Origin of the sequence: Streptomyces sp. NRRL B-1347 (assembly GCF_000720325.1) — a bacterium.
Lineage (GTDB): Bacteria > Actinomycetota > Actinomycetes > Streptomycetales > Streptomycetaceae > Streptomyces.
This window is the reverse complement of sequence record NZ_JOJM01000023.1, coordinates 83,461-105,777: the sequence shown is the minus strand read 5'-3', so window position 1 is coordinate 105,777 and position 22,317 is coordinate 83,461. Positions and strand designations below refer to the sequence as shown.

19 protein-coding genes are annotated in these 22,317 nt (G+C 73.3%); 10 read left to right on the top strand and 9 right to left on the bottom strand.

Going from position 1 to position 22,317, the window contains the following annotated elements:
- Positions 1-33: 33 nt before the first annotated feature.
- Positions 34-996 carry a LysR family transcriptional regulator gene (locus IG74_RS0120940; RefSeq protein ID WP_107058984.1) on the bottom strand — a complete coding sequence of 321 codons (963 nt, stop codon included), beginning with the start codon at positions 994-996 and terminating at the stop codon, positions 34-36.
- 35 nt (positions 997-1,031) lie between these two features.
- Between IG74_RS0120940 and IG74_RS0120935 the strand changes: the two genes are divergently transcribed.
- Both IG74_RS0120935 and IG74_RS0120930 read left to right on the top strand, forming a co-directional pair.
- On the top strand, positions 1,032-2,003 hold the full coding sequence (locus IG74_RS0120935) for a serine hydrolase (protein WP_030679300.1): 972 nt from the start codon (positions 1,032-1,034) through the stop codon (positions 2,001-2,003).
- Between the two features lie 83 nt (positions 2,004-2,086).
- On the top strand, positions 2,087-3,085 hold the full coding sequence (locus IG74_RS0120930) for an MBL fold metallo-hydrolase (RefSeq protein ID WP_051855088.1): 999 nt from the start codon (positions 2,087-2,089) through the stop codon (positions 3,083-3,085).
- Here IG74_RS0120930 and IG74_RS0120925 read toward each other — a convergent pair.
- From IG74_RS0120925 to IG74_RS0120915, 3 genes are read right to left on the bottom strand one after another with little or no spacing between them, the layout of a single operon-like run.
- On the bottom strand, positions 3,082-3,828 hold the full coding sequence (locus IG74_RS0120925; RefSeq protein ID WP_030679296.1) for a succinate dehydrogenase/fumarate reductase iron-sulfur subunit: 747 nt from the start codon (positions 3,826-3,828) through the stop codon (positions 3,082-3,084). The genes IG74_RS0120930 and IG74_RS0120925 overlap by 4 nt on opposite strands.
- On the bottom strand, positions 3,825-5,774 hold the full coding sequence (locus IG74_RS0120920; RefSeq protein ID WP_030679293.1) for a fumarate reductase/succinate dehydrogenase flavoprotein subunit: 1,950 nt from the start codon (positions 5,772-5,774) through the stop codon (positions 3,825-3,827). Before IG74_RS0120920 ends, IG74_RS0120925 begins: the two co-directional genes overlap by 4 nt.
- A 3-nt stretch (positions 5,775-5,777) precedes the next feature.
- A complete protein-coding gene (locus IG74_RS0120915) occupies positions 5,778-6,485 on the bottom strand; it encodes a succinate dehydrogenase (protein ID WP_051855086.1) in 708 nt (235 codons plus the stop codon).
- Between the two features lie 95 nt (positions 6,486-6,580).
- On the opposite strand from IG74_RS0120915, the gene IG74_RS0120910 reads away from it, so the two are divergent.
- Together IG74_RS0120910 and IG74_RS0120905 are read left to right on the top strand one after the other, a co-directional pair.
- Positions 6,581-7,465: a LysR family transcriptional regulator gene (locus IG74_RS0120910; RefSeq protein WP_030679288.1), complete on the top strand. Its 885-nt coding sequence runs from the start codon at positions 6,581-6,583 to the stop codon at positions 7,463-7,465.
- 253 nt (positions 7,466-7,718) lie between these two features.
- Entirely contained in the window at positions 7,719-10,553 is a 2,835-nt protein-coding gene (locus IG74_RS0120905; protein ID WP_158857713.1) for a hypothetical protein, read from the top strand.
- On the opposite strand, the gene IG74_RS0120900 is transcribed toward IG74_RS0120905, so the two are convergent.
- The 3 genes from IG74_RS0120900 to IG74_RS0120890 form a co-directional block, all read right to left on the bottom strand.
- A complete protein-coding gene (locus IG74_RS0120900; protein WP_030679282.1) occupies positions 10,550-12,682 on the bottom strand; it encodes a putative bifunctional diguanylate cyclase/phosphodiesterase in 2,133 nt (710 codons plus the stop codon). The two genes, IG74_RS0120905 and IG74_RS0120900, sit on opposite strands and share 4 nt — an antisense overlap.
- Positions 12,679-13,500, bottom strand: coding sequence for an SAM-dependent methyltransferase (locus tag IG74_RS0120895; RefSeq protein WP_030679280.1), 822 nt, complete (start codon positions 13,498-13,500; stop codon positions 12,679-12,681). Before IG74_RS0120895 ends, IG74_RS0120900 begins: the two co-directional genes overlap by 4 nt.
- 282 nt (positions 13,501-13,782) lie before the next feature.
- Positions 13,783-14,760, bottom strand: coding sequence for an SCO0930 family lipoprotein (locus IG74_RS0120890; protein ID WP_030679276.1), 978 nt, complete (start codon positions 14,758-14,760; stop codon positions 13,783-13,785).
- 262 nt (positions 14,761-15,022) lie between these two features.
- Here IG74_RS0120890 and IG74_RS52170 point away from each other — a divergent pair, with 262 nt between their 5' ends.
- Both IG74_RS52170 and IG74_RS0120875 read left to right on the top strand, forming a co-directional pair.
- Positions 15,023-15,685: a hypothetical protein gene (locus IG74_RS52170; RefSeq protein ID WP_199818869.1), complete on the top strand. Its 663-nt coding sequence runs from the start codon at positions 15,023-15,025 to the stop codon at positions 15,683-15,685.
- Positions 15,686-15,701: 16 nt separating this feature from the next.
- A complete protein-coding gene (locus tag IG74_RS0120875) occupies positions 15,702-16,466 on the top strand; it encodes a DUF4239 domain-containing protein (protein ID WP_078868921.1) in 765 nt (254 codons plus the stop codon).
- A 58-nt stretch (positions 16,467-16,524) separates the two neighbouring features.
- Here IG74_RS0120875 and IG74_RS0120870 read toward each other — a convergent pair whose 3' ends face one another.
- Positions 16,525-17,385 carry an SAM-dependent methyltransferase gene (locus IG74_RS0120870; protein WP_030679266.1) on the bottom strand — a complete coding sequence of 287 codons (861 nt, stop codon included), beginning with the start codon at positions 17,383-17,385 and terminating at the stop codon, positions 16,525-16,527.
- Between the two features lie 565 nt (positions 17,386-17,950).
- Between IG74_RS0120870 and IG74_RS0120865 the strand changes: the two genes are divergently transcribed.
- From IG74_RS0120865 to IG74_RS0120855, 3 genes are all read left to right on the top strand, one after another.
- Positions 17,951-19,258, top strand: a complete 1,308-nt coding sequence (locus IG74_RS0120865) for an alpha/beta hydrolase (RefSeq protein ID WP_037825823.1) — start codon at positions 17,951-17,953, stop codon at positions 19,256-19,258.
- A 225-nt stretch (positions 19,259-19,483) separates the two neighbouring features.
- A complete protein-coding gene (locus tag IG74_RS46030; RefSeq protein ID WP_051855083.1) occupies positions 19,484-19,798 on the top strand; it encodes a YidB family protein in 315 nt (104 codons plus the stop codon).
- Positions 19,799-20,098: 300 nt separating this feature from the next.
- Entirely contained in the window at positions 20,099-20,620 is a 522-nt protein-coding gene (locus IG74_RS0120855; RefSeq protein ID WP_030679258.1) for a hypothetical protein, read from the top strand.
- Positions 20,621-20,781: 161 nt separating this feature from the next.
- On the opposite strand, the gene IG74_RS0120850 is transcribed toward IG74_RS0120855, so the two are convergent.
- A complete protein-coding gene (locus IG74_RS0120850; protein ID WP_030679255.1) occupies positions 20,782-21,270 on the bottom strand; it encodes a hypothetical protein in 489 nt (162 codons plus the stop codon).
- 449 nt (positions 21,271-21,719) lie between these two features.
- Here IG74_RS0120850 and IG74_RS0120845 point away from each other — a divergent pair, with 449 nt between their 5' ends.
- Positions 21,720-22,313, top strand: a complete 594-nt coding sequence (locus IG74_RS0120845) for a class F sortase (protein ID WP_030679253.1) — start codon at positions 21,720-21,722, stop codon at positions 22,311-22,313.
- Positions 22,314-22,317: the final 4 nt, after the last annotated feature.

The window sequence follows — 22,317 nt, the reverse complement described above, 5'->3', positions numbered from 1 at the left end:
GGTGCGGGAGTGCCCCGTGGGCGGGGGCAGGGCTCACGGTGGGTCGTAGACCACTGACCAGGGGCGGGGGGCCGGGCCCGGTGCGGAGGGGGGCCTTGGTGTCGCCGTGCCGCTGCTGGCAAGCACCTGCGTCGCGAGGCCCGCGAAGCGCCCGGCCCCCGCATGCGTCCCCTGCACGGGCCACGCCCCGGCGAGCCGCTGCGCGAGCGGCCGCCCGGCGAGCGGCCGCCAGGCCACCCGCGGCTCCTTGCGCGCGACGGTGCCCCGTTCGAAGGCCACGCCCTGCCCGGCCGCCACGAGGCCGAGCAGGAACTCGGGGTTCCGGGCGTGCCGGACGCGGCCGGGCACGAAGCCGCCCCCGCGGCAGACGTCGAGCGTGGTGTCGTACCGGCCCGGCGCGGCGTCCCGCGGGCACAGCACCAGGTCGTGCCCGGCCAGGTCCGCGAGGTCGACCTCCGCGAGCCGGGCCAGCGGGGACGTGCGGGGCAGCACCACCCCCAGTTCGACGGCGACTTCGGGGCCGAGGACGAGACCGGTGGTGTCGGCGGGCAGGTGCAGCAGGCCGACGTCGAGGCCTCCGGAGGCGAGCAGGCGCAGCTGCTCCTGCGTGGACACCTCCTGGAGGTCGACGCGGAGCTCGGGCGCGTGCTCGGCGCAGGCGGCGAGCAGCGCGTGCAGCACGGGCGCGGCGGCGTCCTCGGGCACGCCCGCGCGCAGCGTACCGACGTCGCCGTCGACGGCGCGCCGCACCAGGGACCGCAGCCGCTCCTCGCGGAGGAGGAGGTCACGGGCCTCGTCGTGGAGGACGGCCCCGGCCGCGGTGAGCCGGACCTGCCGGTTGCTGCGGTCGAAGAGTTCGGCGCCGAGCTCCTTCTCCAGGCGCCGCACGGCCTGGCTGAGCGGCGGCTGTGCCATGCCGAGCAGTTCGGCGGCCCGGCTGAAGTGCAGCTCCTCCGCGGTGACGACGAAAATACGCAGGTGCCGCAAGAGATCCACGCGACGAGCGTAGGCGAGAGGAAGTGAGGGGCGGGATGCGGGTCGAGGAACGCATACGGGAGGTCTTCGCGCGGGCGGGCGCGGAGGGCGCGCTGCACGCGCTGCGCATCGACACCGGCGACGCACCGCCGCCGGGCGCACCGGGCGCGGCCGCCGCACCGGTGGCGGACGGGCAGGCCGGTGTCTCCGTCGCCGCCGACACCCCCGTCGCCCTGTCCTCCGTCTTCAAGGTGCTGCTCGTCCTGGAGTTCGCCCGGCAGGCCGCCGCGGGCCAGCTCGACCCGCGGGAGCGGGTCCTGGTGACGGACGAGCACCGGCTGGGCGGCTGGGGGACCGCCGGGTGCGTGGACGACGTGGAGATCTCGCTGCGCGACCTCGCGTACTTCGCGCTGACCGTGAGCGACAACTCCGCGGCGGACATCCTGCTCTCCCGCGTCGGCCTGGACACGGTGGGGCTGCTGGCGCGGGAGCTCGGCCTGGCGCGGACCCGGGTCGTGGGCGGGCCGCGCGAGGCCCTCGCGTCGATGCTCGGCGACGTCGGGGCGCGTACGGCGGAGGAGTTCGCCACCCGGTACCGCGCCCTGCCGGACGAGGGGAAGCGGCGCCTGAGCGTCCTGGACCCGCGGCGCGCCAACGCCAGTACGCCGCGCGAGGTCACCCGCCTGCTCGACCTGATCTGGCGGGACGCGGCGGGGCCGCCCGAGGCGTGTGCGCAGGTACGGGAGCTGATGGGGCGCCAGGTGTTCCGGCACCGGCTCACCTCGGGGTTCCCCGACGACGTGCGGATCGCCGCGAAGACCGGCACGCTGCCGGGGCTGCACATCGAGGCGGGCGTGGTGCGCTGGCCCGAGGGCGACACCTACGCGGTGGCGGTGTTCGCCAGGAGCCGTGCGATGGTCGCCGACCTCACCCGGGTGGATGCCGCGATCGGCACCGCCGCCCGGATCGCCGTCGACAGTCTGCGTACCGGCGCCGACCGGCAGGACCAGCCGCATCAGCCGCTCTGACCTGGTGTCATAGGGGATCGGATATCGAGTGCACAGCTCTCTGATCTTGGACGGCGGGTCCGGGCTCCTGATCTGCTGCCGCCATGAACACCCACGCACGACACCACGGCCCCGGCCGTCGCACCCTGCTGCGCGGTGCCGCCCTCGGCGCCGCCGTCCCCCTCGTCCCCGCCGCGGCGTCCGCCGAGGGGGGCGCCCCCGCACGCCGCCGTTCCGCCGCGGCCGTCTCGTACCGCTGGCTCGGCACCTCCGGCTGGCGCATCGACCTGCGCGGGGAGGGCAAGCAGCGGACCGTCCTCGTCGATCCGTACGTCACCCGCTTCGACACCGGCCTGTTCACCGGCTCCTTCGACCCCACGACCCGGCTGCGCACCGACGAGGCGCTGGTGCGCGAGCACGCGGGCACGCCCGAGGTCGTCTGCGTCACGCACACCCACTGGGACCACCTCAACGACGTTCCCCATCTGGCCCGTTCGACGGGGGCGCGGGTCATCGGCACCGAGACGACGTACCACGTGCTGCGCTCCCTCGGTGTGGACGCGGGGCAGCTCTCCGTGGTGAAGGGCGGCGAGGTCCTCGACTTCGACGGGTACGTGATCGAGGTGGCGAGCTCGCGGCACAGCCGCAACGGCTCGTACTCCTACTTCGCGCCCGGCACCCTGCACGCCCCGCCCGCGGCCGCGCCCCGGACGGTCTCCGACCTGCCGGAGGGCGACACCCTTGCGTTCAAGGTGACGCCGGACGGCGCGCCGTCGGCGCTGTTCATGGGGGCGAGCGACTTCGACGAGCGCTCGTTCCGGGGTCTGGAGCCGGACATCGCGATGGTCGCGGTGGCGTCGAGCGCGTCGACGCACCGCTACGTGCCGCGGCTGCTCGACGCGCTCGGCCGCCCCGACGTGCTCGTACCGGTGCACTGGGACGACTTCGAGAAGCCGCTGAGCCGGCCGCCCCGCAAGGACGGCACGGGCCTGGACGACTTCCTCGCCCAGGCCCGTGCGGCCAGTCCCCGCTCCCGGCTCGTGGTGCCGGACTACGCGACGGTGTACGGGGCGGACCTGCGGCCCCGTCGGCGGCACCCTTAGCGGGGCGCCTTGCGGGTGGCCCGCAGCCACTCCTTGTTCATGGCCGCGATGGACGGCAGCGGGATGCCCTTCGGGCAGGCGGTGGCGCACTCGCCGGTGAGGGTGCAGCCGCCGAAGCCCTCGGAGTCCATCTGCGTGACCATGTCCAGGACGCGGGTCTCGCGCTCGGGCGCGCCCTGCGGAAGGACGTTCAGGTGGTTGACCTTGGCCGAGGTGAACAGCATCGCCGAGCCGTTGGGGCAGGCGGCCACACAGGCGCCGCAGCCGATGCACTCGGCGTGCTCGAAGGCGTAGTCGGCGTCCGGCTTCGGCACGGGCGTGGCGTGCGCCTCGGGCGCGGAGCCGGTCGGCACGCTGATGTAGCCGCCCGCCTGGATGATGCGGTCGAAGGCGGAGCGGTCGACGACCAGGTCCTTGATGACCGGGAAGGCGGCCGCGCGCCACGGTTCGACGTCGATGGTGTCGCCGTCCGCGAAGGACCGCATGTGCAGCTGGCAGGTCGTGGTGCGCTCGGGCCCGTGCGCGTCGCCGTTGATGACGAGCGAACAGGCGCCGCAGATGCCCTCGCGGCAGTCGTGGTCGAAGGCGACCGGCTCCTCGCCCTTGACGATGAGCTCTTCGTTGAGGGTGTCGAGCATCTCCAGGAAGGACATGTCCGGGGAGATCCCGTCCACTTCGTAGGTGGACATGGCGCCTTCGGCGCCGGCGTTCCGCTGGCGCCAGACGCGCAGGGTGAGCTTCATGCGTAGCTCCGCTGAGTGGGGTGGACGTACTCGAAGACCAGGTCTTCCTTGTGCAGGACGGGGGCGGTGCCGGTGGCGGTGAACTCCCAGGCGGCCGCGTAGGAGAACTCCTCGTCCCTGCGGGCGGCCTCGCCGTCGGGGGTCTGGGACTCGTCGCGGAAGTGGCCGCCGCAGGACTCGGCGCGGTGCAGCGCGTCGAGGCACATCAGCTCGGCGAGCTCCAGGTAGTCGACGATGCGGTTGGCCTTCTCCAGGGACTGGTTGAACTCCTCGCCGGTGCCCGGCACCTTCAGGCGCCGCCAGAACTCCTCGCGGATCTGCGGGATGCGCTCCAGGGCCTTGCGCAGGCCCGTCTCGGTGCGCGCCATGCCGCAGAACTCCCACATGAGTTCGCCGAGTTCGCGGTGGAAGGAGTCGGGCGTGCGGTCGCCGTCGACGGCGAGCAGCCGCGCGACCCGCTCCTCGGTCGCGCCGATCACCTCGCGCACCGCGGGGTGCTCGTCGGTGATCTCGCCTTGGTGCGGGTTCCTCGCGAGGTAGTCGTTGATGGTGGCCGGCAGGACGAAGTAGCCGTCGGCGAGGCCCTGCATGAGGGCGGAGGCGCCGAGCCGGTTCGCGCCGTGGTCGGAGAAGTTGGCCTCGCCGATGGCGAACAGGCCGGGGACGGTGGTCTGGAGGTCGTAGTCGACCCACAGGCCGCCCATCGTGTAGTGCACGGCGGGGTAGATCCGCATCGGCACCCGGTACGGATCCTCGTCGGTGATCCGCTGGTACATGTCGAAGAGGTTGCCGTACTTGGCCTCGACGGCTTCCCGGCCCATGCGCGCGATGGCGTCGGCGAAGTCCAGGTAGACGCCCTGGCCGCCGGGGCCCACGCCCCTGCCCTCGTCGCAGACGTTCTTCGCGGCGCGCGAGGCGATGTCGCGCGGGACGAGGTTGCCGAAGGAGGGGTAGACGCGCTCCAGGTAGTAGTCGCGCTCGTCCTCGGGGATCTCGTTCGCCGGGCGCGTGTCGCCCTTCGCCTTGGGCACCCAGATGCGGCCGTCGTTACGCAGCGACTCGCTCATCAGCGTCAGCTTCGACTGGTGGTCGCCGGTGCGCGGGATGCAGGTGGGGTGGATCTGGGTGAAGCACGGGTTGCCGAAGTAGGCGCCGCGCCGGTGGGCCCGCCACACGGCGGTGGCGTTGGAGTTCATGGCGTTGGTCGACAGGTAGAAGACGTTGCCGTAGCCGCCGGATGCGAGGACGACGGCGTCCGCGAAGTATGTGTCGATCTTGCCGGTGACCAGGTCGCGGGCGACGATGCCGCGGGCGCGGCCGTCGACCACGATCAGGTCGAGCATCTCGGTGCGCGGGTGCATCTCGATGTTCCCCGCCGCGATCTGGCGGCTGAGCGCCTGGTACGCGCCGAGCAGGAGCTGCTGGCCCGTCTGGCCGCGGGCGTAGAACGTGCGGGACACCTGCACGCCGCCGAAGGAGCGGGTGTCGAGCAGACCGCCGTACTCGCGCGCGAAGGGCACGCCCTGCGCCACGCACTGGTCGATGATCTCCACCGAGATCTGGGCGAGCCGGTGCACGTTGGACTCGCGGGCGCGGAAGTCGCCGCCCTTGACGGTGTCGTAGAACAGGCGGTGGATGGAGTCGCCGTCGTTGCGGTAGTTCTTGGCGGCGTTGATGCCGCCCTGCGCGGCGATCGAGTGGGCGCGGCGCGGCGAGTCCTGGTAGCAGAACTGCACGACGTGGTAGCCCTGTTCGGCGAGCGTGGCCCCGGCGGAGCCGCCCGCGAGGCCGGTGCCCACCACGATCACGGTGTGCTTGCGGCGGTTGGCGGGGTTGACCAGCTTGGCCTCGAAGCGGCGGGTGTCCCAGCGCTCGTTGATCGGCCCCCGCGGCGCCTTGGTGTCGACGACCGGCTCTCCGGTGCTGTAGTCGGCGAAGGAATTCATCGGTCAGCTCACCACTCCGGTCATGACGCCGACGGGGACGGAGACGAAGCCCGCGGTCAGCAGCAACGCGAGACCGTTGGCCAGGGTCTTCAGGGCGCGGTCGCGGGTCGCGCTGCCCACGCCGAGGGTCTGTGCGGCGCTCCAGAAGCCGTGCCGCACGTGGAAGCCGACGGCGACGACGGCGACGATGTAGACGACGTTGCCGTACCAGGTCGAGAAGGTGTCGATGACGTTCTGGTACGGGTGCAGGTGCTCGTACTCGCCGGGGTGCGCGGTGCCCGTCGTCAGGTCCAGGATGTGCCAGACGATGAACAGGCCGACGATGATGCCGCCCCAGCGCATGGTGCGCGTCGCGTAGCTGCTGCGCGGCTTCTTGTGCACGTACTTGGTGGGACGCGCCTTGATGTCGCGCTTGCTCAGCTGGTACGCGGACACGGCGTGCGCGACGACGGAGACGACGAGCACGACGCGGATGACCCACAGGGTCCACTCCCAGCGCATCACCGGCCCGCCGAGGGTGCGCAGCCAGTGCGCGTAGTGGTTGAAGTCGCCGGGACCGAAGAAGATCTTGAGGTTCCCGATCATGTGGGCGACCAGGTAGAGCAGCATGATCAGGCCGCTCACCGCCATCACGGTCTTCTTGCCGACGGTGGAGTCCCACACCGATCGCGGAAGTGACGGCCGTCGGTCCGTCCGCGTTGCCAGAGCCATGTCAGCAACGCTACGGCCGAAGGTCCCGATCAGTCCAAGAGATGGTGGCGCTCATCTCCATAGGTTGCGACTATGGAAAGTCTAGGGTGTAGGACATGCAGTTCCAGCAGCTCTTGTATTTCGTCGCCGTCGCCGAGACCCGGCACTTCACGCAGGCCGCCGAGCGGGTGCACGTCTCGCAGCCCTCGCTCTCGCAGCAGGTGCGCGCCCTGGAGAAGGAGCTGGGCGCCGAGCTGTTCAGCCGGGCGCGCGGCAACATCACGCTCACCGACGCGGGCGAGGCGCTCCTGCCGCTGGCCCGGCGCATCCTCGCCGACGCCGACACCGCCCGCATCGAGGTGCAGGAGCTGGCGCAGCTGCGCCGCGGCCGGGTGCGCCTCGGCGCGACCCCGAGCGTCTGCACCGGCCTGCTTCCGCAGGTTCTGCGCGACTTCCACGATCGGCACCCCGGCATCCAGCTCCTGATCGAGGAGGGCGGCAGCCACGACCTCGTCCGCCATCTCGCGCGCGGCGCCCTCGACCTGGCGCTCGTGGTGCTGCCGCTGCCGAGCCCCTCGCCCGCCCTGACCACGGTGGAGCTGCTGCGCGAGGACCTCGTCGTGGTGTCGTCGCCGGACGCGCCGGACGCACCGGACTTCGGCGCGACGGCCCGCGTCGCCGACCTCCAGGGCGAGCGCCTCGTGATGTTCCGGCACGGCTACGACCTGCGGGAGCTGACGGTCGCGGCCTGCCGCGCGGAGGGCTTCGAGCCCGAGTTCGCCGTCGAGGGCGGCGAGATGGACGCGGTGCTGGGCTTCGTGCGCGCGGGCCTCGGCGTCGCCGTCGTCCCCCGTATGGTCGCCGAGCGCGCGGGCAGCGACCTGCGGATGACGCCGCTCGCCCGGCCGCGGCTCCGCCGCACCATCGCGCTCGCCCACCGCAGCGACGTGGCGCCCCCGCGGGCGGCCCGGGAGCTGCAGCGGATGCTCCTCGCCCGGTGAGGCGGGGCCGGGCGGGTCCGGCGAGCCGACACGGGGCCCGGCGGTCCGGCGAGCCGACACGGGGCCGGGCGGGTCCGGTGCGGCGGGGCGCGATGCGGCGCACACCTCACCACGCGCCAAGAAGTGCGCCTCCACGCACTCCCATGCGCCCCTCAGAACGGCATGTGCGTAGCGGATTTCCCGCCAACCGACGCCTCCCGGCCACCCCGCATCCCGCCCTACCCTGGCCCTCCGAACGCGGGAGGGGGCGCGCATGGGGGCTGCGCGGGGCGTGCGCGACGGCGTCGCCAGAGCTGCGCGCGCGACGGCCGCGCTGCTGCTGTGCGGCGTGGTCGCGACGTGTGTGACGTGGGCGTCGGACGAATGGGGTGACACGGCGCGCGCCCAGGTCCTGGCCCAGCGGGCGGAGGTCGACAGCACGCGGGTCCGGTTGCCGTGGTGGCAGCCGCGGGGGACGAAGAAGCCGCCCGACCAGGTACCCGCGGGCTCGCTGCCGGACACCCCGGGCGACGGCAGCCGCGGCGAGATCGCGGTGCGCGTCGAGCGCGCGTCCCAGAAGTCCTGGCGGGCCGTGGTCCGCTACCGGCTGCGGCTGCGCGCGGCGGATCCGCTGGCCGACCGGCTCCGGGCGCGGCCGGAGTGGTTCGCCGAGGTCGCCAGCCGGATGCCGGGCGGCTACGCCACCGCCGTCGCCCTGCACGGCGGCGTGCGGCGACCCGGCTACCCCAACTGGTGCGCGGTCAGCCAGACGTCCGCGCGTGAGCAGGTGACGGTCACCGCCGAACACCGCGTCGCGTTGCCCGCCACGACGGCCGCGGGCGGCATCGCGTACGCCATCGGCTCCTCCTTCAAGGACGGGAAGGGCGAGCTGATCCCCCGCCCCCGCCTCCCCGGCCGCTGGACCTGGAGCATCGACGTGCCGCGCGGCTGGGGCCTCGCGGTCACCGGCACGCCGACCCGGCAGACGGCCCGCGCGGTCGAGTTCGCCCTGACCCGCCAGGAGAACCCCGCCCGGGTGGCGGCCCGCCTCCTGACGCCCCGCGAGGCGGCCTTCACCACGTTCGACTCGCCATCGCCGCAGGATCCGCCGGGCAGCAGCCCCGAGGCCCTGCTCTCCCTCGTGGTCCTGGCCGTCGTGGTCTGCGCCGCGCTGGTCGGCTACCGCGGCGCGCCGGGCGGGGGCCCGCGCGCGGGGCCCCTCGTGCCGCTCGTCGCCGCGGGCCTCGCCGTCGCCGTGGGCGCGCTGCTGCTCGACTCCTACTCCACCAACTGGAAGGTGCTCTCCTGGCTGTGGGGAGGCCTGGTGTACGGACACACCGGGCTCGTCTCGGAGCCGCTGCCCATGGAGTCGCGTACGGAGGGCGCGCTCCTCGGTACGGTCCTGTTCGTCCTCCCGGTACTGACCGTCGTCGTCAGCCACCGGCGGCGCGGCGCCCGCTGCCCCGCCGCCGTCGAGGCGGGCGTCCTCGCCGCGCCCACCGCCGCCCTCGTCCTGCTGGCCTGGCTCATGGGCGGCGGCCCGTGGACGCGGGCCGTCGTGACCTGTCTCGTCACCGCCGTGGTCGCGACCTGCGTCGTGTACGCGGCGCTGCGGCTTCGCGGCGGCGCGGCGCGGTCGTGGGCGGTGCCGCTCGCCCTGGTCACCTGGACCGCGGCGGTCTCCTGCGTCGTCCTCCAGGTCCTGCCCTGGGAACACGAGTTGGCGACGCCGTTCACCGGGCAGTGGCTCTTCACCGGGCGGAGCGCCGGGGCGTCCTGGCCGCTGCTCTTCACCCTGCTCGTGCCCTGGGTCAGCGCGCTGCTCCTGGTCGCCGTCCCGCTCCTGCCGCCCGCGGCCCGGATCGGCTGGAAGGGGCGCCTGGCGCTCGCGGCCGTGCTCGTCCCCGCCCTGCTCCCGTGGTGGACCGGCATGACCTCCACGGACCGCCCCGCGACCAGCGACCTCCTCGCGCAGCTCGTCGGGCAGTGGCCGGGCGACAGCCTCGTCTACGGCGTGCGCACCATCGCGCCCTGCGTGCAGGTGATGTGGTGCATGGCCGTCACCGTCCTGCTGACCCAGCTCTACGCCACCGGCGTGGAGAAGGGCCGGTGGGGCTCCGGAGCGCGCCGGAACTGTCTCACCCTGCTGTTGCTCGCCGCCGCCGCGACCGTCGTCGGCGCCCCGGACAGCTGGCTGCCGTACTGGACGACCGCCGCCGCGCTCCTCGTCGCCTGGGCGGGCGCCCACCTGCTGCTGCCGTCCGGCCGTGCGGAGCGCGCCGGGCAGCTGCACGGCCTCTCCGGCGCCGCGCACGCCCGGCTGCTCAACTCCCTGGCCCGCGCCCTGCTGTTCGCCGAGGGCCGGCACCGCTTCCTGACGTCGTCACGGGGCACCCTCGCCGACACCTCGCTGCCCGCCGGCAGCTGGGAGGAGAAGTGGCAGAGCCTGCGGCAGCCCACCGCCGCGGACGCGGCCCGGGAGACGGCGAAGCTCAAGGCCGTCGCGCTCGGCGGCTCCGCGGGCCGCACGGCCTGGTCGAACGGCGTCGCCGCCGCGGCGGCCACCGCGCTGCTCACCCTGCCGTGGACGGCGTGGACCGCGTGGCAGGCCGAGGGCTACAGCGGCGTACCTCAGTCGGTGACCGTGGCGGGCGCGCCGACCTGCGTCTGGCTGGCCCACGGCTTCACGTACGGCTATCTGTATCCGTGGCTGCGCGGCAGCACGCCCGTCGGCAAGGCTGGCTGGCTGTGGGCGGTGATGTCGGCGGTCCAGCTCCTGCTGCTCGTGCCCCGCCTGCGCGTGCCCCAGGGGCCGACCGCGCTCTCGGTCTTCCTGATCCTGGCGCAGAGCACCGTCATGGCCCTGGGCCTCGCGCTGTACTGGGAGATGCGCCTGGTCCGCCGGGCCGACCTCCTGTGGGGCCACATCCGCAACTTCCGCCGTCTGTCGTCCCTGGCCACGCCGGTGAGCGCGGTCCTGGTGGCAGCCGTGGCCGCGATCGCCACCGTCCTGGCCACCACATGGGCGAACAACGTCACGGCCCCCGTGGAGACCCCCAGCCCGTCCCACTCCTCCACGACGGCGCCGCCACCGCCCGGAGGAGGTTAGGGCACGTCGGCGAGTGCCAGCTCGTGCAGTCGGTCCGGCGGTCCCGGCCGGGCGTAGTACCAGCCCTGCGCGGTGTCGCACCCCAGCTCCCGCAGCTGGTCGGCCTGCGCCCCCGTCTCTACGCCCTCGACCGTCACGGCCAGGTCCAGGCTGTGCGCGAGCGACACGATGCCCTCGACGATCTTCAGGTCGACCGGGTCGACGGGGTAGTGCTGCATGCCCTGGGTGAAGGCCCGGTCGAGCTTCAGGACGCTGACCGGCAGGCGCCGCAGGTTCGCCAGGTTCGAGTACCCCGTGCCGAAGTCGTCGAGCGCGATGTCGACGCCCATCTCGGCGAGCCGCCGCAGCGGCTTGAGCAGGTCCTCGTCAGCACCGATCAGCGCGGACTCGGTGACCTCAAGGCAGAGCGCGCCGGGCGCGAGCCCGGTCCGCTCCAGGATCTCCACGGTGTCGGAGACCAGGCCGGGGTGGGTGAGCTGGCACGGCGAGAGGTTCACGTTCACCCGCACCGGGCCCGCGTGCTCGTGCCGGGCCTCCCAGGTGCGCGCCTGGCGCACGGACTCTTCCAGGACCCAGCGGCCGAGCGGCACGATCAGGCCGGTGTGCTCGGCGAGCGGGATGAAGCGGTCCGGGCCGATGACGCCGTGCTGCGGGTGCAGCCAGCGCACCAGCGCCTCCGCGCCGCGCACGCTGCCGTCCTCCAGGTGCACGAGCGGCTGGTACTCGATGAAGAACTCGCCGCGCTCGAGGGCCACCGGCAGCGCCGTCGTCAGGCCGTGCCGGGTGATGGCGCGGGCATCGGCCTCGGGGTCGGCCAGCTCGTAGCGGTTGCCGCCCGCGTGCTTCGCGCGGTACATCGTGATGTCGGCGCTGCGCAGCACCTCGGCGGCGCCGCGCTCGGCGGCCGGGCCCTCGACGATGCCGATGGAGCCGCGCACGGTCAGCTCGCGGCCGTCGACGCTGATCGGCGTCGCGAGCGCGTTCATGATGCGCCCGGCCAGCTCGTCGACCTCCCGCTCGGTGTCGGGTCCGGTGGTCAGCGCCACGAACTCGTCGCCGCCGAGGCGGGCCACCATCTCGCCGGGCGCGGTCGCGCAGGCCTGCAGACGGTCGGCGACCTCGACGAGCAGCCGGTCGCCCGCCGCGTGGCCCAGGCTGTCGTTGACCGTCTTGAAGCCGTCGAGGTCCAGGTAGCAGAGCCCGAACCGGGCGCTCTCGCCCGCCGCGAGCGCCTTCTCCAGGCGCTCGAAGAACAGCGTGCGGTTGGGCAGTCCGGTGAGCGCGTCGTGCGTCGCCTCGTAGCGCAGGCGCAGATTCAGCAGCCGGCGCTCGGTGGTGTCCTCGACGAGCGCCAGCTGGTACTGCGGCACCCCGTCGGCGTCGCGCAGCAGAGAGACCGTCAGATTGGTCCACAGGACGGTGCCGTCGGGGCGGTAGAAGGCCTTCTCGACGCGGTAGTGCTCGCGCTCCCCGTGCACCAGCTCCTCGTACAGCTTCCACACGTGCGGGGAGTCGTCGGGGTGCGTCCAGCTGCCCACGTTGCGCCCGCGCAGCTGGTGCTCCAGGCCGCCGAACATCCGCACGAGGGCGTCGTTGACCTCCAGGACGGTGCCTTCGAGGTCGGCGATGCCGATGCCGACCGCGGCGCCGTGGAACACCGCGCGGAAGCGGGCCTCGCTCGCGTGCAGGGCCTCGGCGACGGTGCCGCGCGCGTCGAGGGCCGCCCGGGATATCGCCTCCTGCTCGGCCAGGGTGCGCGTCCGCAGCGCCCGCGCGAAACCGGCGGCCACCGCGTGCTGGATGCGGGCGCAGCGGGCCCGCAGCTCCTCGCGCTCGCCCTCGGCGCCGCAGTACAGCACGAGATAGGCGTCCACCACGTTCAGGGTGCGGCTGAGCGCCTCCGGCTCGGTGCAGTGCGCCGCGACCAGGGCCGCGCCGACCGCCTCGCCGGTGGCGGCACGGAACGGCCGCTCCTCCAGGGCGTCGCGCAACCACCGGGCGAGCGGCTGCAGTTGCTGCTCGAACTCGGGCCGGGTCAGCGAGGTGGCGGTCACCGGGAAGAGCGCGCGACTCCAGATCGTGGCGAATCTGCGCAGTCTGTCCTCCGGCCCGTCCGGCTCCGCGCTCAACGCTTGCGTCCCACGCCGGCGAAACCGGAGAAGGACCAGGGGTCCTCGGCCTCGAACTCGTCGAGTTCCGTGTCGGCCCGCCACTGCGGCATCGGCACGAGGCCGGGTTCCACCATGTCGTATCCCTCGAAGAACCGCGCGATCTCGGCACGCGATCGCATGATCAATGGATTGCGGATGTCGTTGTACACGCCGACGGCGCCGGCGACCTGCTCCTGCGGAACCGGTATCCCTTCGTACGAAAGGTGCGTGACGGCCAGCAGGCTGCCGGACGCCGTCGCGTCCCGCAGTTCTCCGACCGCCGCGTAGGGATCGTACGCGTCCTCGACGAAGTGGAGTATGGCCGACAGGAGAAGCGCAGTCGGCTTGTCCAAGTCGATCAGCGCCCTGACCTCGGAACTGCCCAGGATGTCGCGGGGTTTGCGGAGATCGGCGAAGACCGCGTCGTATCGGGGCTCGCCGTCCACGGTCGCGCGGGCGTGCGCGACGGCGACCGGGTCGTGGTCCACGTAGACGACGCGCGCCCCCGGGTCCGCGGCCCGGACCACCTCGTGGACCGCACCGAAGGACGGGACGCCGCAGCCGATGTCGAGGAACTGGTCGATGCCCGCGTCGACGGCGAAACGCACAGCACGGCGAGTGAAGGCACGATTCGCCTGAGCGATCTTGGGTAGCCCGGGCAGGAACTCCAGCGCCCGGCGGGCGGCCTCCCGGTCCGCCTCGAAGTTGTACGAGCCCCCCAGGTAGCAGTCGTTGATCCGGGCCGCGCTCGGCATCGCGATGTCGATGCCGGGCGGGGCCCAGGCGGGACGCTCCATCAACACTCCAAGGCTTAGACATCGGGCGGAGGCGAGCCGGTGTTCGAGGGTGAGGCTACTGATCGCCAGCCAAGGGAGCGAGTCAAACCGGAAATTGGCCGTCCGTTCTCGGTCACTGCCTGGGTCACTGCCGGTGGCACATGCCGTACGCATCCTGAGAAACGCCGAAGAACCGGCCCATTCCTTCCGTTCGGTACGGAAGGAACGGGCCGGTCGGCCGGGCGCGTGCCGGGCCCCGGGGCGGGGCGCCGGACGGACGGGGTGCCGCGCGGCGGCGGGGGCCTACGGGGTGGCGCGCACCGCCTTGCCGTCGGGGGCCGCGGCGAACCAGGTGCCGCCCACGCCCTGACCGTTGGTGTCACCGGGCTTCTTGTCCCCGGCGAAGGTGTAGAGCGGCCAGCAGTCGATCGTCTGCTGCTCGCGGCCGTCGGGGCGGTCGAAGGTGACGAAGCCCTTCTTCAGGATGCCCTTGGTGTCGTTCTTCTCCACGGGCTCCACGACCGGCCACTTCTCCAGGCAGGCGCCGGTGCAGGCGGACTTCATGGGCCACGCGGAGTCCTTGGTGAAGCGGTAGACCGTCATGCCGTTCTTGTCGACGACGATCTCGCCGAGCTCGGGGTCGTTGCGGGTGGAGAGCCCGGCACGGTCGGCGGGCCGCGCCGCGCCGGCCCCGCCGCCGGGAGCCGCGGGCTTGGCCTTCTTGCCGTCGGGCGCCGCCGCGAACCAGGTGCCGCCCACGCCCTGCCCCTTGGCGTCGCCGGGCTTGGTGTCCTTGGCGAACCGGTACATCGGCCAGCCGTCGATGGTCAGCTGCTTGCCGCCGTCGGACCGGGTGACCTCGCCGAGCAGGGACTCGTCGACACCGGGGGCGGCCTCGGCACCCTTCGCGGGCACCACCGGCCAGGCCCGCTCACAGGCACCGTCGCAGTTCGACTTCGGCGGCTCCGCGGTGTCCTTGTCGAAGCGGTACAGCGTGAAGCCCGCGCTGTCCGTGACGACCTTGCCGAGCTTCTCGCTGTCCCGGACGGCCAGCTGCCCCGCCGCCTTCGCCTTGCCCGCCCCCTTCGCGGCGCTGTCCGCGTCCGCGCCATAGCCGTCGCCGTCGCCGTCGCCCGAGCCGTAGCCGTCACCGGCGGGCGCCTCGTTGCCCACGTTCTGGCCCTTCGGGGACTGCTCCCCCTCGTCCTGACCGCACGCCGTCGTCAGCGCCAGCACGGCCGCAGCTGTCGCTACGAGCGAGGCGCTCCGCCAGGTCTTCATCTCTCACTCACTCCCGCTGTCCGCTTGGTGGCGACGACCGCTCGCGTCGCACATGGCCCTAGGTACGGGTGGGGCGGGGGAGAGCGTTCAACACCGGTTCAAGATTCTTTGCGGGGGTGGTGACTGCAGGGCCCGCACGGCGCGCGGAGCGGCGCTCCAGAGCGGAGCCCCCGCGCGAACTTGCGTGCGGCCGCTCCCTCCTTCGGTCTCTTTACCTCATGTTCGCGCGCGAGCGGGGCGTGCGCCCCTCATGCTCTGCGTCGTGCCCGGATCCTCCAGGGGCTTCCTCGTCCCCGTCACACGTGCGTTCGCGCTGCTCACGCTGGCCCTGTTCGTCGGCGTCCCGGCGGGCTCGGCCGTAGTCGAGGCCGACGCCTGCGTGTACGCGTCGACCGGCCCGGGCGGGACGGCCACGGCCCACGCGGGCGGCGGGCACTGCCCGCCGCCGCCCACCAAGCCGCCCAAGCCGACGCCGACCCCGCCGAAGCCCACTCCCCCGAAGCCGACGCCCACGCCTCCGAAACCCACGCCCACCCCTCCGAAGCCGACGCCGACGCCGCCCAAGCCGACGCCCCCGAAACCCACGCCTCCGAAGCCGACCCCGCCGCCGCGGCCCGCGCCACCGGAGCCCGCGCCACCGCCCCCGCCACGGCCCGTGCCGCCCGCGCCCCGGATCGCCCCGACGACACCGGCTCCTTCGCCGCCCGCGCCGTCGGTCAAGCCGCCGCCGCGGCCCGCGCCCCCGGCGCCCCGGCCCACGCCCTCGACCCGGCGCCCCGACCGCCCGTCGGAGCCCGTGCACTACCCCGCGTACCACACGCCCGCGCGCAAGAGCCCGCCTCGCGACGGGCCTTCCCTCGTCCATCTGACCCTGCTCATCACCGCACCCGCGGTACTCGCCGTCGCCGCGCTGCGGCCGCGCTGACCGCCGGAGGACTCCCTTGACGGAATGGCTTGTTCTCACCCTCGCGATGGCCGCCGCGTGCGCCGTCGTGCTCCTCATCGTCGTGCTGCGCCACTGGCGAACCTCCGCGAACGCTGACGTATCGGAAACTCCGGACGTGATGGAGTACATGACGATGATGATCGGCGTTGTCTACGCCATCGTCCTCGGCCTGGCCATCGCCGGCGTCTGGGAGGCCCGCAGCGCCGCCCAGGACCACGTCCGTACCGAGGCCCAGGCGCTGCACGAGGTGCATGAGCGGGTCCGTGTCTACCCCGCCGAGGTCCGCGACCGCATCCGCGACGACGTAACGGCGTATGTCGGCCATGTGGTGACGAAGGAGTGGGACCAGATGGCCGACAACGGTGAACTCACCGCGCGCGGCACGGCGTTGCTCGCCACGCTCCGCCACGACGTCACCGACTACGAGCCCAAGTCCGACTTCGAGGCGCAGGCCTACCAGCCCCTCGTCGACCAGGTGGCCCTCGTCGACGACGCGCGCGGCGCCCGCGGCGACAGCGCGGAGGCCACCATGCCGGGGGTCGTCTGGTTCGGCCTGATCACCGGCGGCCTCGTGACCGTCGGCCTCATCTTCGCCTTCCAGATCCGCCGCAACGTCCGCGAGCTCGTCCTCGCGGGTCTCTTCTCCGCCCTGATCGCCTTCCTGCTCTTCCTGATCTGGGACTTCGACGCCCCCTACAGCCGCGGCATCGCGGCCACGGCGGAGCCGTTCACGCTGCTCTTCCCCGGGGTCGACGGCTGACGGCAGGCGTTCCACCGGGCGCGGCGGCCACCGGCTCCGCCGCGCCCTTCGCGTGTCCTCAGGCCCCCGGGCGGCGGCCGCTGAAGATGCCCCAGCGCAGGCGTCCGGCGCGGGCCGCGTCCACCCACAGCGGCAGGTTGCCGAGCAGCCCGTCGACGTAGCCGGGGCTGATGACGGCGCGCAGTTCGGCCTCCTTCGCGCGCGTCTCGTCGGTGAGGCGGACGTAGTGGCGCACCACCTGGTCGCTGTGGTCGGCGAAGTCGACCGCGCCCAGGCCGAGTCCGGTGAGCCGCTCCCGGTAGAACGTCGGGGTGGCGAGCGCGTCCACGCCGAGCCGGGACACGGCCGCGTGCAGCACGTCGGCGGGCGTCGCCTCGTCGGCCATCAGGTCGGTGAAGGCAAGGACCCCTCCGGGCTTCAGCACCCGCGCCGCCTCGCTCAGCACCCGGTTCCGGTCGCCGCTGTGGCAGAAGGCCTCCAGGGAGCACACGGCGTCGAAGTGGCCGTCGGCGTACGGCACGTCGTGGAAGGAGCCGGTGACGACCTCGATGAGGTCGCCGAGGCCGCGCCTGGCGTTGGCCGCGCGGTGCCGCTCGTTCTGGGCGGTGCTGAGGTTGAGCGCGACGACCCGGCAGCCGAAGCGGTCGGCCAGGTAGCGGGCGGTCCCGCCGTATCCGGAGCCGAGGTCCAGGACGGTCCGCTCCGGGCCGAGGGTGCCCTGGAGCCGGTCCGCGAGCTCCTGGACGGTGCGCCGGGACGCGTCCGCGATCGGCTCCCGCTCGTGCGCGTAGATGCCGGTGTGGATGTCCTCGCCGCCCCACACGATGTCGTAGAACGCGTCGACGTCACTGGTCTCGTAGTAGCGACGCGTCGCGTCCTCGCCCGCGCCCGTGCCCGCTGCGGTCACGTCCTTGCTCATAGCCGCTTGCCACCTCTCGCCGGTCGGCCTCGCTGCCCTTCGAGGGCCATGGGCCAAGCCTCGGCGCCTTCGTACCGAAGATCAACGAGGGCGAATCAGCCATGCCGGAACCCCCGGGACGCCCTCCGGGGCGCGGCCGTCGCGGGCGTGCGCGCCGGGCCGGGACCGTCCATGGGGAGGCATGGACACCGGCCCCGCCCGGCTGCCCGGCGGGCCACCGGCGCATCGCAGGGGAAGTACCGGTGGCCCCGCCGCACGGATGCCCCCGCAGTCCCCCGTCGTGCCCCATCCGTGCGGCATATGCGATATGGAACCCCCTCGCGGTGCCGTCCGGGGAGTGTGTGCGCCGCGCCAGTTCGGGTGCGGCGAGCACACGGCGTGTGACCCGGATGGCGCCGCCGCGCGCGCTCCGCCCGCACGCCCCCTGCCGCGCCCTGCCCGCGCGCCCCCGGTCACGCCCTCGCAGCGCCCGCGCTGCGGCACGGCCCTGACCAGCGCACTCTGGTGGGGAGGCCTGCTCCGGAGCGGGGCAGTCGGCAGGAAGCGAGCGGGTGTGGAGCGGGTGATGACGGCCGCGGGGCCGCTGGACTGGTCGCTGGTGGCCGGAACCGTGCCGGCCTTGCTGCGCGCGCTCGGCGCGCTGGGGCTCGCCGTGCTGCTGTTCTCGCGGGACCGCCGCTGGTGGACGCGGCTGCTGCCCGCCGCGCTCGTCCTCGCCGCGCTCCTGTCGTTCCTGGTCCCGGTGGTGGTGGACGACTGGTGGCAGCCGTTCCCCGACGCGCTGCCGACCGACGTGGTGGTGTGGATCGGGGTGGCGGTCCTCGGCGTGTGCCTCGCCCTCTTCCGGATGCCGACGCTGCGCTGGCGCGGCCGGGCCGGGGCGCTGGCCGCCGGGGCGTGCGTGGTCCTGTTCGGCCTCTCCGAGGTCAACATCCACTACGACAACTACCCGACCCTGCGCACCCTGCTCGGGCCGCGGGACACCGTCGGCTTCAAGGCGGCCGCAGGCCGGAAGGAGCCGCTCGTCGAGGTGCCGCCGGGCAAGGCGGTGTCCGAGGTCTGGCGGGCCCCGGTCGGCCTGCCCGCCAAGGGCACGGTGTCGAAGACCTCCGTCCCGGGGACGAAGTCGCACTTCGACGCCCGGGACGCGTACGTCTATCTGCCGCCCGCCTACCGGGCCTCCCCGCGGCCGCCGCTGCCCGTGCTCGTCCTGATGGCGGGGCAGCCCGGCGCGCCGGAGGACTGGATCACCTCCGGCCAGCTGCCGGACATGCTGGACGACTTCGCCGCCGCGCACGCGGGCCTCGCGCCCGTCGTGCTCGTCGTGGACCCGCTCGGCGGCTCGTTCGACAATCCGCTGTGCATGGACTCCCGGCTCGGCGACGTCCAGACGTACCTCGCCGAGGACGTCCCGCACTGGGCGGCCACCCACCTCCAGGTCGCCTCCGGACGCGCGCACTGGGCGATCTCCGGTCTGTCCAACGGCGGCACCTGCTCGCTCCAGATGGCGGTGAACGCGCCCGGCCGCTACGGCTCCTTCGTCGACATCTCCGGGCAGGACGAGCCGACGCTCGGCAGCCGCAAGAAGACCGTCGACGCGGCCTTCGGCGGCGACGAGGCGGCCTTCGAGAAGGTCAACCCGCTGGACGTGCTCGCACGTGAGCGCTTCCCCGACACCTCGGCCGTGTTCGTCGCGGGGAAGGACGACTCCACGTACCGGCCGCAGGCGCTCAAGGCGTACGCGGCCGCGAAGAAGGCGGGGATGAAGGCCGAGCTCGTCGAGCTGCCCGGCGGCCACAGCTGGCAGGTGTGGCGCCCCGGGCTCAAGGAGCACCTGGGCTGGCTCGCGTCGCACACCGGCCTGACGCCGTGACCGCTCGGGCCCACGTCCGCGCCCTGGCGGAAAACGATCTGGAATAGCGGTTCCTGACGGGTCAAATCGCCCTGGGCCATGGCAAGTTCGGCCTGCCTTCACCCGATCGGGCAACCCTCGAACACGCACGCCACGTCTGGTCCCACGAGGGCGCCGCGGAGGCAGTGAGTCCGCCGCGGCGCCCCAGAACCACCGATTCAGTTATCACTTGCAAGGAGTATAGACATGGCTGCCATCGACGCCCCCGCCACCCCTCTGGAGCTGTTCATCATCACGACCCTCTTCGACGGCGGCCACATCGCCCCCGCCATCGAGGAGCTGCGGGCGGCCGGCCTCGGCGACAAGGTCGACTCGTGGGTCGGCACGGGCGAGAACCAGCCCCTCGGCGCCGACGAGCTGACCAAGGCCCTCGGCGACAGCATCGCCCGCATCGCCGCCCTCCAGGGGGTCAGCGCGGACGAGGTCGCCCAGAAGGCCGCGGCCGCGCTGCCCGCCACCTTCGACGCCCTCAGCCCCGAGGGCACGGTCGTCACCCAGTAGTCGGCGCCCAGGAGGGGTACCGCCTCACTGATTGCCTTGTTCCGCTGATTCCGGTCCGCTGAACGCCGCCGCCCGGTGGCCGCGGTCCTCTTGCGAGGGCCCGGCGCCGGGCGGTTTCCGCTGCCCCGGCGGAGCGCGACACGCCCCCGTTCCCCTGTCCGGCCCACAGGAATGCCCCGTTCGCACGACAGCGATCGCGGCGCATCCCCGGCCTGCCTAGCGTTCACCGCATCGAGGTGCGCATCAGGCGCCGGCGGAAGAAGGTCCGCGGCCGCTCCTCGGGGACCCGGAGGATTCGCCATGCGCGCGATACGCGTCGCCTCGGCCGCCCTGTTCACCACCGCAGCCCTGGCCCTCTCCGCACCCGCCGCGGGCGCGGCCGTCGCGGGCGACGAGAACATCACCTCGTTCGGCTTCCGCGTCACCCCCTCCACGATCGCCGCGGGCGGGCAGGTCACCCTGACCGTCGACGGCTGCGAGAACACCACCAAGGTGACCTCCGGCGTCTTCGACGACGTCACCATCCCCAAGGGCCAGTCGTCGGCCACCGCGCACGTCTTCTGGGACGCCAAGCCGGGCGCCCTGTACGAGGTGACGTTCACCTGCGGCCAGGAGTCGGGCAGGACCGACCTCACCATCGCCACCGGCGGCGGCCGCTCCAGCCCCGGCACGCACCACTCCAGGGGCGTGCACGCGGGCACCGGCGGCAGCGTCGCCGGGTTCGACGGGCAGCAGATCGCCCTGGGCGGCGCGCTGATCGCGGGCGTGCTCGGCACCGCGTACTACTGGACGCGCCGCCGCACGGACGCCGATCACGGCTGACCCGGGGGCACACCGGCCCCGGGGCCACCGGGGCACGCACGGCCGACCGGCCCGGCGCGGAAGGGGGACGCGCCGGGCCGGTCGTGGTCTGTTCACACCCGGTTCTTCACACCCGGTTCTGCACAGCAGGTTCTGCACAGCCGTTGCTCACAGCTGGTTCCTCAGGCCTTGTTCTCGGCCCGGCGCCGCATCCAGAACACGCCGCCGCCGACCACCGCGGCGGCCACCAGGGCGCCGCCGATCGCGATGTCGGTGCTGGTCGCCCCGGACGTCGTGCTGCCGCCGAGGCCGCCGCGGGCGGCGCCGTGGATGACGGTGAAGGCGTGCGGGCGGGTGAGCGGCGGCTTGCCGTGGCAGTGCGCGGTGATGTCGTAGGCGCCGGGGTGGGCGTGGTGGTTCACGGTGACGGTCGCGCTGGACGTGGTGCCGCCCGGGATCTGCTTCAGGTCCGTCTTCGGGAAGGCGGGCGACTCGACGCTGCCGGGGTGGTCGCAGCCGTCGACGGTGACGGTCAGCTGCCCGCCCCGCGCGATCACGCTGGGCATGGCGACGATGTTGCTGGGCCCTGCCCAGGCGGCGGCCGTCGGCGCGGCGAGGCCGACGACGGCCCCCGCGGCGACGACGGCCGCCAGTGCTCGAGAGTTACGCATGGAATTCCTCCGCGAGAGGCACCCCGGGGAAACCAATTCCCCGGCGTTCGGCGAGAGCGCCCTCAGACAGACCCTCAGACGGCCTGCGCACAGCCGCATTTCGGGGCTCGTCCGTCCTGGTGAGGGACACGCCGGGAGGTGTCCGTAGGAGTGGCCATCACCGCAGGTCACGGACCGTCAGAAAAAACCTGTGGGCGAACGACTCGGATGGCGCAGGCCGCTTTTGCCCGCCACCCGTTCGCGCCCGCCCTTTCGCACGCCGCGCGCGCTGCACTTAGCGTTTTCGTACGCGCCACGGACACGGCAGGACACGCCGTGTCGAGAGGGGATAGGGAATGTCGTCGTCCCAGCCGTCCGAGCCCGCGAAGCAGCCTTCTGACGCGGCCGCGTTCGAGGAGTTTGATGAGTGCGAGGAGGAGCGGCCGCGCAAGCGCGCGCCGTGGGGCGCGATGGCCCTTGTGCTGCTCACCGGGCTCGCGCTGATCCGCAACGGCTCCGGCGAGTTCGACGTGGGCCCGCCGCAGCCCGCGTCGGCCGCGGCGGCGGACCGCGCGCCCGCCGAGACGGACGGCGCCCCCGCTCCCCTGGCGTTCGCGGCGGCCGACCGCGTCCGCATCAAGGCGATCCGCGTGGACGCCCCCGTGATGGCGGTCGGGCTCGACGCGGAGGGCTGGGTGGACGCGCCGCCGCCGGACGACCCGAACCTCGCCGGCTGGTTCACGGGCGCGGTGTCGCCGGGCGAGAAGGGGACGTCCGTCCTGGTCGGGCACGTGGACAACCAGCAGGGGCCCGCGGTGTTCTACGGCCTCGGCTCGCTCAAGAAGGGCAACCGCGTCGAGGTCCGGCGCCAGGACCGGCGCACGGCCGTCTTCGAGGTCTACGGCATCGAGGTGTTCGCCAAGAACGACTTCCCCGGCCACCGCGTGTACGGCGACACGGGCGTGCCCGAGCTGCGGGTCATCACCTGCGGCGGCGGCTTCTCGAAGCAGAGCGGCTACGACGGGAACGTGGTGGTGTTCGCCCGCCTGGTCGACGTGCGCTGAGCCC

What these genes read in the sequence shown, in the direction of transcription:
- IG74_RS0120935 (WP_030679300.1), top strand. Translation starts at nt 1,032, where the DNA reads ATGCGGGTCGAGGAACGCATACGGGAGGTCTTCGCGCGGGCGGGCGCG.
- IG74_RS0120930 (WP_051855088.1), top strand. Translation starts at nt 2,087, where the DNA reads ATGAACACCCACGCACGACACCACGGCCCCGGCCGTCGCACCCTGCTG.
- IG74_RS0120925 (WP_030679296.1), bottom strand. Translation starts at nt 3,828, where the DNA reads ATGAAGCTCACCCTGCGCGTCTGGCGCCAGCGGAACGCCGGCGCCGAA.
- IG74_RS0120920 (WP_030679293.1), bottom strand. Translation starts at nt 5,774, where the DNA reads ATGAATTCCTTCGCCGACTACAGCACCGGAGAGCCGGTCGTCGACACC.
- IG74_RS0120915 (WP_051855086.1), bottom strand. Translation starts at nt 6,485, where the DNA reads ATGGCTCTGGCAACGCGGACGGACCGACGGCCGTCACTTCCGCGATCG.
- IG74_RS0120910 (WP_030679288.1), top strand. Translation starts at nt 6,581, where the DNA reads ATGCAGTTCCAGCAGCTCTTGTATTTCGTCGCCGTCGCCGAGACCCGG.
- IG74_RS0120905 (WP_158857713.1), top strand. Translation starts at nt 7,719, where the DNA reads ATGGGGGCTGCGCGGGGCGTGCGCGACGGCGTCGCCAGAGCTGCGCGC.
- IG74_RS0120895 (WP_030679280.1), bottom strand. Translation starts at nt 13,500, where the DNA reads ATGGAGCGTCCCGCCTGGGCCCCGCCCGGCATCGACATCGCGATGCCG.
- IG74_RS0120890 (WP_030679276.1), bottom strand. Translation starts at nt 14,760, where the DNA reads ATGAAGACCTGGCGGAGCGCCTCGCTCGTAGCGACAGCTGCGGCCGTG.
- IG74_RS0120870 (WP_030679266.1), bottom strand. Translation starts at nt 17,385, where the DNA reads ATGAGCAAGGACGTGACCGCAGCGGGCACGGGCGCGGGCGAGGACGCG.
- IG74_RS0120865 (WP_037825823.1), top strand. Translation starts at nt 17,951, where the DNA reads ATGACGGCCGCGGGGCCGCTGGACTGGTCGCTGGTGGCCGGAACCGTG.
- IG74_RS46030 (WP_051855083.1), top strand. Translation starts at nt 19,484, where the DNA reads ATGGCTGCCATCGACGCCCCCGCCACCCCTCTGGAGCTGTTCATCATC.
- IG74_RS0120855 (WP_030679258.1), top strand. Translation starts at nt 20,099, where the DNA reads ATGCGCGCGATACGCGTCGCCTCGGCCGCCCTGTTCACCACCGCAGCC.
- IG74_RS0120850 (WP_030679255.1), bottom strand. Translation starts at nt 21,270, where the DNA reads ATGCGTAACTCTCGAGCACTGGCGGCCGTCGTCGCCGCGGGGGCCGTC.
- IG74_RS0120845 (WP_030679253.1), top strand. Translation starts at nt 21,720, where the DNA reads ATGGCCCTTGTGCTGCTCACCGGGCTCGCGCTGATCCGCAACGGCTCC.